Raw genomic sequence first — 9,282 nt, 5'->3', positions numbered from 1 at the left:
CTTTGAAACTATCAGCTTAAGTTTCTACCTCACCTAAGTAGTCCTCCAAAATTTCGATTTCCCCCAGCATCTCCATGCCAGCAAAGTGCACAGCTTAAAAGTATAGTACAAGTGATTGACGAATACTGTCGGAATATTTTTCCCTAATGCTTATAAAAAGCAATTCAACAAAAAATCTATTATTCAATGGGAAACAGGTACTCCTCACTAATCGACCCCGCTGTCCGGAATTTGCTTAAAATAAAAATACAGCCAACGATAATTTCCAATCACCAAAAAATCTTTAAAGTTAACTTCCAAATCTACCAAGATGATAATAATGCCACTAAAACAACAAGTGCCAAAACAAGGTAGACGGAAGCAACTACACCGCCTGTTATTAATAATGTCTTTCCCACGTTAATTTTTTCGACTTCTATTTTTACGATGTCCTCAAGCTTTATTGAAATCGGATCTCCTGCGTTTCCCATTGCCCCAAATCCCCTCAAAACCCCCTCTTCTGTAATGACATATTCCATCATTCTGATGCTTCCGCTTTTTTCAAAGACCCTTATTAAATCTCCGGGCTTTAATTTTTGAACTTGCTCAGACATGGAAGCGGAATCAGTTCTTGGTTGTATCCTTTCCAGGCTTTTATAGGATTTGCAAGCATTGCCCATCATTAAAATGAAGAGCACTATTCCAATTAGGCGGAAATTTTTCATAAGTTGTTTGGGTAAAAGTTTAGATTAAAAATAAACGTTTCTTACCGATTTAAAAACAAACTGAAAAAATAAATTTCTGTATATGAATAAATTTAAAAACGAAAGTTTTGTTTATTCATGTTTTAGACGATTAATATATTGTTACGCTGTTCTTTGTCCGAAGACTCTGGCTTCTTGACCTCAGAGTATGGAGTTTCCAAACTCCAATCTCCAACTCAATCCGATTTATTCTTTGTAAACTTGGCCAAGGTTCGCCAATGTGAGTGTCTCCACTCACATCCTTTTGGTCTATATGTCCTATGTGGTAAAAAATTCAGTTTCATTTATTACAACTACGAAATGAAGAGGCCTATCCGATACCATTCCCAAATCTAAAATCTACCCTCTAAATTCTAAATTCTCAAATCTCCCCCACCCAAACCATCACCACCTTCCCTTTGGTCCGCATGCATTCAATATAACCAATGGCTTGGGGGATATCTTGGTATGGATAGGTCTTAAATATATGGGGTTGGATTTTTCCTTCTTGGATCAGTGAGGCCAATGTATTCAAATCTTTTGTATTTGCTTCAGCGGTAAATTGTGCCAAGGGGAATTTGCTGAAAGCCCTTTTTAGCAATACCGAAATCATATGGCCAATCGTGGTAAAACCCACCATCACTCCCCGTTTTCCGAGGCGCTTGTAATCATTGAAAGTTAGATTGCCGTTGGTATCGATAATCAGGTCATAGTTCCCAATATGTTGATGGATATTTTCCCTGTCGTATGCCAGTACCTTGTCGGCACCCAAGGATGTCACAAAATCAATGTTGCGATTGGAGCAAACAGCGGTAACTTCAGCACCATAGGCTTTGGCGATCTGCACAGCAAAATGACCTACACCACCTGAGGAACCATTGACCAAAACAGATTCTCCTTTTCGGAGTTTTCCATGAGTCACGATGGCTTGTAAGGCGGTAACACCCGCGATGGGTACAGCAGCCATGACATCAAAGCCAGTTCCTGCTGGCATATGCCCACAGACCGCAGCAGGTGCCAAGACATATTCCGCAAAAGCACCGCCCTGAAGTGTCTCTCCAAAGACCCGATCACCAACTTTAAAACCGCTGACATTCTTCCCTACTGCCTCCACGACACCGGCAAAATCTGCCCCCAGGATTTTATCTTTTGGATTGAAAAGTCCGAAGGAGAAGCGAGCAAAAAAAGGTTTTCCACGCAGGATATGCCAATCTGCAGGATTAGCGGAATTGGCATACACCTTCACCAAAAGATGGCCTTCTTTCAGACTTGGCTTTTCCACCTCTTCCAACCGAAGCACGTCCGGTCCGCCGTATTTTGTTTTAGTAAATGCTTTCATGGTTGTATTTGTTTGGAGGGTGTATGATTACCGCTTCAGCCATTGGCAATGTAAGGGTCTCTCCCCTTCGCCGATGTGAGTGTCTCCACTCACATCCTTAGGGTTTCAATTTCCCTGGGAAGTTACAGACTTCTTTCGCCACGTCGGACAGGCTTCTACGTACCAATGACATAAATCGGAGCAGCCGTCACCCTGTTCCCGATGGCTATCGGGAGAAGGGTCTCCCGAGGTTCAGGAAAAGGTTAATTTTAACCAAAGGGATTAAAATTTATCCAGTAATTCAACCGTCTAATTGAACCGTTTGAGATCCCTCGTGCCTCGGGATGACGAGAAACCCAATGTCATTACCCATTCTGAACATTTTGTAAATGTTGAAAACTACCAATGACATAAATGTAAATACCCCTCGGCCCCGCTTCATCCCTCATCCCTCATCCTTCCTCCTTTAAATCCTTCTCCCCACCAAAGTAAAGGGCAGCATCACCAAATTCCTGATAAAGGAAAAGCTAAGGTCGACGGCAAAGCCCAAGAGGCGGAAAGGCAGTAAAATCAACCAGATAAATGGATAGAGGATGATGGCAATTAGGGCCAAAGGCCAACATAATACCAGCAGGATACACCAAATAAGGAAGCTCATCATTTTCGTTTGGTTATTGTATGAAATATAGGACAAGAGGCATTCCATAAATATAAGGGATTGGATTTGAATGATTTAGAAACCAATCAAATCTTTACTGTCCCAAAAATGAACAGTTTAAAAAATATTATCGGACATATGGAAGTTGGAAGTCCGAAGATGGTTTTGATACTTTAGCCGGCTTTTAGATAAGTTATGCTTCTTTAAAGGCAAGTATATAGAAAGCCCGAAAATAAATTATTACCCAATCATTTATTTAACAAACAACAACCCTATACCAGCTTCTTTTAACAGGTTGTTGTAGGCAGGTATGGCGTTGTTCAGGATTCTTTCGCCTTCGGATTTTAAGATTTGCCATTGTTCGGTCAGTTCTTGATGACGTTCACGGGAACCTTGATTGACTTTTGGAATGGCGCTTTCGGTCTGATTGATCAGGAACAGGTAATTGGCGGTAAACTTATTGGGAAAATTTTCCACATCATCATAAGCAAGGGACTTTCGCTGCACCATGTCCTCATCCCAGGCCTGCATCTCTTTGAGCAGTTGCTGACCTGCTTCGGCAAGTACTTTGCGGTCTGAATCTTCTTTGATTCTTTCCAGAAAACCTTTCAACTGCTGCTGATAATCCATGGCTTTGTTGACCATGTTGTGCATGACTGTCAGTTCCTTTTCCATTCCCAACATAAAGTTGTGGTACTCCACATAAGTCTGTTGATCTGTTTCGAAAAGCGGGTTTTCGGTCACTTTGGCTTTGACTTGGGAGTCACCAAGCTCGGATTTAAGGTGGAAGGTGTATTCTCCGGGAATTACTTTATGACCTCTAAAGCTCGATTCAATATATGCCGTCGGAATGCCCGGCATGGTCGGGTAACGCATGTCCCAAACAAAACGGTTGATCCCTTTTTTTACTGGCAATACCGGTTCAGGTGATGGCCCTCCATCATATGTCTGAAACTTTGGATCAGCTTTGCTGGAAATGGTACGGACCAATTCTCTATTGCTGTCCCTGATTTCCAAACTGATGGCAGTTGAATCTGTAATGTTTTCCGGTAGGTGATAATACAGCACCACGCCATTGGCAGGATTGACACCGGTTAAGAGATCTGTGCCGGAAGCTGCATTGTTGTTCATAGAGGAATACCACTGTCCGATAATCGCATCATCGGGAGTGTATAACAAAGGCTTTTCTACCGATGCTTTCATTTCCCTGACCACATTCAGGTCATCCAAAATCCAATAAGATCGGCCAGATGTTGCGACCACCAAGTCACCATGGGCAAGCTTGAGGTCGGTAATCGGGGTCACGGGAAGATTCAGCTGAAAAGAATCCCAACTATTTCCGCTATTTCTGGAAATATAGATTCCTGTTTCAGTTCCTGCATAAAGTAGACCCTTAACCTTATCGTCTTCTCTGACCACTCGGGTAAAGGCTCCATAGGGAATTCCTTTGCTGATATTGGTCCAAGTTTTTCCATAATCGGTGGTCCTATATAGCGCCGGGGTATAATCATTGAACTTGTATCTTGTCGTGGCAATATATGCTGAAGCAGGATCGTGAGGAGAAACCTCAATGGCATTGACTAAGGTTTCAGGCATTCCTTGGGGAGTGACATTGGTCCAGGTCTTTCCACCATCAAGTGTCAGATGGACCAAGCCATCATCACTGCCAGTCCAGAAGACTCCTTTCTCATGCAGGGATTCAATGATATAAGCAATGGTACCATAATTTTCCGCTCCTACTGCTTCATTGGTATAAGGTCCGCCACCTTTACCCTGTTTTTCCTTTTCATTTCTGGTCAGGTCAGGGGAAATTACTTCCCATGAGTTGCCCATGTCCTGGGTTTTGAGCACATGTTGGGCGGTGTGGTAAAAAGTGTTGGGTTCATGCTGGGACCAGATAATGGGTGCATTCCAATTGAAGCGGTATTTCATATCCGAAGCATCCCTGCCCAAGTATTGAATAGGTGCGATCATGATATTGGTAGTGGCATTCGATTTCATGTCCAATACTTCAATAGTCCCGAGATAACTTCCGCCCAACACATATCTGGGGTTATCAGGATCAAAGGCCAAAAAGGCAGACTCACCCCCAGCGGAATAATTCCAATGCTCTTGGGTGATACTTCCCCTGCCAAGGGCAAGGCTATTGATGACCAAAGAAGTATTGTCCTGCTGTCCGCCGTAGATGCGATAGGGGAATTGGTTGTCTGTGTTGATGCGGTACATTTGGGCAGTGGGCATATTGTCCTGCCTCGCCCATGTTTGCGCATGGTCAAAGGAAATGGCTGCGCCACCATCGTCTGCCATGACCATATTTTTTGGGTTTTTGGGATTGATCCAAAGGTCGTGATAGTCTCCATGGGCTGAGGGAAGTACTTCCCAACTTTTTCCCCCATCAATAGATCGCAGGGCAGGAGCACTCAGGACATAAAGGGTGTGTTCGGACTGTGGGTCCGGGAATAACTCTATATAGTACCAGGCACGCTGAACCAGTCTGTTATCACTACTGACTTTCAACCAAATATCGCCTCCATTTTCGGAGACAAACAGGCCTCCCTGTCTTTTATCGGAATCACTTTCAATCAGGGCATATACTTTATTGGAGTTGGCTCTGGATACGGCAATGGCCATTTTCCCCATTTCTTTGGGCAAGCCTGATTCCAGTTTCTTCCAGGTTTTGCCTGCATCGACAGATTTGTACAGTCCACTTCCAGGACCTCCGCTGATGACCTTCCAAGGCAATCTTTGATGCTCCCACATGGCAGCGTAGAGTACATCCGGAAAATTCATGTCCATAGAAAGTTCGACAGCACCTGACTTGTCATCCACGAACAACACCTTTTCCCAAGTTTCTCCTCCATCGATGGATTTGTAAACACCACGGTCCGGGTTCGGCGCATGCAATGCACCCTGTGCGGCAACATAAACGACTTCAGGATTTTCGGGATGAATGATGATACGGGAAATGTGCTGGGTTTTTTCCAGTCCCAATTTCTTCCAAGTGGCTCCTGCATCTGAGGATTTGTACACCCCATCTCCGTAGGAGGTCATCACGCCACGAGGAGCATGTTCCCCCATTCCTACAAAAACTATCCTAGGATGGCTTTCCGAAACGGCAATTGCCCCAACAGAACCTGTGGTAAAATAACCATCTGAAATGTTGTGCCAATGCTGTCCTGCATCGGTGGTTTTCCAAACACCTCCTCCGGTAGTTCCCATATAATAGGTCAAAGGATCTCCCACTACACCCGAAGCAGTAACCGATCGCCCTCCTCGGAATGGACCAATGTTGCGGTATTTGAGAGGAATTTTACTTTGTTGAAGATCTTGGGCAGACAGTGAAAGTGCACCAATAAAAAGGAAAAAGAGGAAAATTTTTCTCATAATTAGACAAGGATTAAAGAGGCCTTGAAGATAGAAAAAATATTATGGGTTTTGATTTCGCTGGTGTAAAAGATGGGGGATTGCACGAAGTACAATGTACAAAGAAAATGTAGAAGCCTGTCGGACTGGTTGAACGGGAGGGTATGAAGGATGAAGGAGAAGGGATGAAGGATGAAGGAAAGGTGACAGATAATAGTTTTCTAAGGAATAAGAGTCCCATCTTCGACAGCGGGATTTATCAATAGGATTGGGCTTCAGCCCATTCACAAAGAATTCCAAAAAACAAAAGGCTTTAGCCAAAAATGAAAGGTTGGATTAAAGAAAATGGATTTATTTTGGCTAAAGCCGTTGGAGCTTTGAATTTTTTTTCCCTACAGCTAAAAGCAGGAGGGGCTACCCATATTTAGCCCTTACAGGGCTGATTCAAAATGGGATCAATTTTTGGAAAAAACGAATGTCAAACGAAGAAGGGTGACGGATGACAATACCCATTTGTCTCTTGGTTCCCCGATCCTCGGGGCAGGCTTTGGTACTCGTCTCTCGCATCTCGTTTCTCGCTTCTCAAATCCCATTTCTTAAACCGGATCTCCCACTTTAACATACCCGATCTTGCTTCCCCGATACTCAGTGCAGGCTTTGATTTTTGGTCTTGGTTCTTGATTCTTGTCTCTCGTTCCTCGGTTCTCGTTTCTCGGTTCTCGGTTCTCGTCTCTCCGTTCTCGTCTCTCGCTTCTCAAATCTCAAGTCTCACATCTCACGTCTAACAAGCCCTCACCTCCCCATCCTCCTCAATATGCTTTATGCCTTTGACTTTGATGTCCTGTAGGCTATCTTCTTTTCCGGAAGTCTCTCCGGTAATCACTCCGGTAAAGGAAAGGACATTATTTATTATACAGCCCTTTTCACGCAGCTTTTCAGCAATTTGCTGAATGTTCTTGATTTCTTCATCCTCCACCGAGGCAATGAATTTTATAGGATCGTTAGCCATTTGTTTATCTAATTATATAAATAAAGAGTTCTGCCAGTAGAATACAAAATCACATTATTTCTTGATGTTAAATATTTGCTACTGCACCCAATATCTATTAATATCAAATATCAATCAATATCCAATCCCGAAAAAATCGGGAGAAGTCATCGATCAATATCAGAACCTGGAGAAAGCAGATAATATTACCAAATGAACTCTACTGCGGACTTTGCACCAATCCTGCACCCACATCACTGGAAGGCAGGTTTAAAGGACGTGCGGTATTGACCAACTCCTCCCAAATTTGTTTGGGTGTGGCTGTTGGATTCTTTTCCCATAATTGGGCAGCAACACCGGATACAAAGGGTGTGGCCATACTGGTACCACTGAGCGAAGCATAATTCTGCGGAGATTTGTAGGAACTCATCACCGCGACACCCGGTCCCGCAATATCCACTTCCCCTCCATTGGGGTTGATCCCGCCACAGGAAAAGTCCGCTACTTTCAGAAACCTATCCAGGGCAGCCACCGCCATGATGGATGGGCAATTGGCAGGATGACCCACAGGATTAATCGCTCCACTCGATCTTCTACTTTCATTACCTGCAGCAGCTATGATTAATGTGCCCTTATCGAGGGCATTTTTAGCAATGTCCTCATAAATACGGGAATGTGACTGTCCCGGACGGGTAGGAGCACCCAAAGACATGGAAATAATTTTGCAGCCATTGGTCATGGCCCAATCCATTCCTGCTAAGATTCCGCTATCGGAACCTGAACCTGAATTGGACAATACTTTGCCAATAAAGATATTTGATTCATGCGATACTCCGTATCGCACCCCATTGGAACCACGGATACCTCCTGAGGCATTTCCTGTACAATGTGTGCCATGACCATTGAGGTCATTGACATCCTCTCCGGTAATAAATGATTTACTGTTGATACCTCTGGTTTGAAAATCGGGATGTGCCAATAAGAAGCCTGTATCTAAAATGGCAACAGGTATATTTTTGCCAGTATATGGACTGGTCAATGCCCTGACAGCATGAACACCCCAATAGGCTTGGGCATTGTCTGAAAAAGAATCAGGAAGATTTGGATTGGGATTGGGATTTCCGGGATCGGGAATTATAGGAGTTGTTGGAGGTCTTCCAATTCCCAATAATCTGCAAAGCCACTGCCAAAATCCACCGCCGCCTGAAACATTTGAAGCAGTCAATGCATATAAATATCGCTCTGGTTCATCATACAGGAATATACTATTCGTTCTTGCAGAACTGGTGAGGACATTGATTTCCGCTTGATGGTTATCGTTTATAACGGCTACCCCAAAATTCTCAAAAACAATCCCATCTGCATCGTCAAAAGCTTCGGCATAATCTTCCTCATGGGATTTGTAATCGCTGGATGGTGCAAGCCTGAGTGAAGCCCCTTCTGCCCCTTCTTCGATGTCTTTAAACTTGGAGTCTGGGCTAAGCATCACCAAGCGTTTTCCTGTAAATTCGGGTTTTGGATCCTGTTCTTCTGATTGGTTTGTCATGGTCTTAAAGGATAAAAGTGAATGAAAATAAAAACAGACCTAATTTACAACAAAAATATTATAATGTTGATTTTCAATGGAATAAAAAGGACATTGGGTCTGATTTACTCGATTTTTAATTTTGATGGTTTCTTTCTACAATCAAATACCATTGCAATTATCACAATATTCCCATCTAGAAAATAGATTATTTTGTAATGGCTAAAAATCAAATATCTGTAATCAAATTTTCGGTTTAATAATCTGAGTTAAATCTGTCCTATTTCAGGGTATTGATTAAGAATTTCAGTTTTCTTATAAAGGGGCAGTCCAAATACATCCTTAAACTCCACCCAGAGATTGCCACTTCGCACGGAGGGTTGTACTTAAATTAAAAGGAAATTTGAAGCGCTCCTACCAATGACGTAATCGGAGAGGCCGTCATGCTGACCCCCCCGATAGCTATCGGGACTATCGGGAGAAGCATCTCCCGAGGTTCAGGAAAAGGATTATTTTGACCAAAAGGGTTAAATATTTTTCCAGTTATTCAACCGTCTTATTGTACCGCTGGAGATCCTTCGTACCTCGGGATGACGCCTGCGTACCGTAGGTATGAGTAACCTGTTGTCATTACCTTTTCTGAATGTTTTTTTAAAAATGTTGGGGACTCGCAATGACGGATATCCTGTTTCCCGTCTCCCCAAACAT

6 protein-coding genes are annotated in these 9,282 nt (G+C 43.2%); all 6 read right to left on the bottom strand.

The features are described from left to right. Positions 1-302: 302 nt before the first annotated feature. Positions 303-704 carry a hypothetical protein gene (locus tag ACEW8U_RS21060; protein ID WP_373524027.1) on the bottom strand — a complete coding sequence of 134 codons (402 nt, stop codon included), beginning with the start codon at positions 702-704 and terminating at the stop codon, positions 303-305. A gap of 400 nt (positions 705-1,104) precedes the next feature. Further along, positions 1,105-2,061, bottom strand: coding sequence for an NAD(P)-dependent alcohol dehydrogenase (locus ACEW8U_RS21055; RefSeq protein WP_373524026.1), 957 nt, complete (start codon positions 2,059-2,061; stop codon positions 1,105-1,107). Positions 2,062-2,506: 445 nt separating this feature from the next. Further along, positions 2,507-2,701 (bottom strand): hypothetical protein, encoded by a 195-nt coding sequence (locus tag ACEW8U_RS21050; protein WP_373524025.1) that lies wholly within the window; start codon positions 2,699-2,701, stop codon positions 2,507-2,509. A gap of 249 nt (positions 2,702-2,950) precedes the next feature. Then, positions 2,951-6,082 carry a WD40/YVTN/BNR-like repeat-containing protein gene (locus tag ACEW8U_RS21045; RefSeq protein ID WP_373524024.1) on the bottom strand — a complete coding sequence of 1,044 codons (3,132 nt, stop codon included), beginning with the start codon at positions 6,080-6,082 and terminating at the stop codon, positions 2,951-2,953. A 760-nt stretch (positions 6,083-6,842) separates the two neighbouring features. Beyond that, positions 6,843-7,070 (bottom strand): hypothetical protein, encoded by a 228-nt coding sequence (locus tag ACEW8U_RS21040; protein ID WP_373524023.1) that lies wholly within the window; start codon positions 7,068-7,070, stop codon positions 6,843-6,845. A gap of 199 nt (positions 7,071-7,269) precedes the next feature. Further along, the gene (locus ACEW8U_RS21035) at positions 7,270-8,595 is read right to left on the bottom strand and encodes a S8 family serine peptidase (protein ID WP_373524022.1); all 1,326 of its coding nucleotides are present in this window, start codon (positions 8,593-8,595) and stop codon (positions 7,270-7,272) included. Positions 8,596-9,282: the final 687 nt, after the last annotated feature.

Source organism: Aquiflexum sp. (assembly GCF_041751335.1).
In the GTDB taxonomy this organism is placed as follows: domain Bacteria; phylum Bacteroidota; class Bacteroidia; order Cytophagales; family Cyclobacteriaceae; genus Aquiflexum.
Note: the sequence above shows the minus strand (reverse complement) of the source record. Positions and strands in the feature narration are given on the sequence as shown.